This window comes from Pseudomonas putida, from assembly GCF_022627325.1.
GTDB lineage: Bacteria > Pseudomonadota > Gammaproteobacteria > Pseudomonadales > Pseudomonadaceae > Aquipseudomonas > Aquipseudomonas putida_X.
This window is the reverse complement of sequence record NZ_JAETZZ010000070.1, coordinates 1-255: the sequence shown is the minus strand read 5'-3', so window position 1 is coordinate 255 and position 255 is coordinate 1. Positions and strand designations below refer to the sequence as shown.

The 255-nt window shown below is 54.1% G+C and carries 1 protein-coding gene; it reads left to right on the top strand.

All coding sequences use genetic code 11. The features are described 5' to 3' along the window. On the top strand, positions 1 to 255 hold a 255-nt coding region (locus JNA92_RS25750), incomplete at both ends, for a transposase domain-containing protein (protein WP_431312485.1).

The following is a 255-nucleotide window of genomic DNA, read 5'->3' as shown; positions in this document are numbered from 1 at the left end:
GAGCTATGCTGCTCGTTTGCGCGAGCAGGAAGTCAATCAGGCCCACATCGTCCAAATTGACGATCTGAAAGAGCAAATCAAGTTATGGCGTGACCGTTTCTTTGGCCGCAAGTCCGAGCAAACCGTCAATCCCAAAACGCCGCAACTGGCCATGTTCGATGAAGCGGAAAATGACCCTCTGCTGGCTGTAGTCGATGATGCCGATGAAGAAGTCGTTGTCCCGGTCAAGCGCCGTGGCAAGCGCAAGTCACTGGC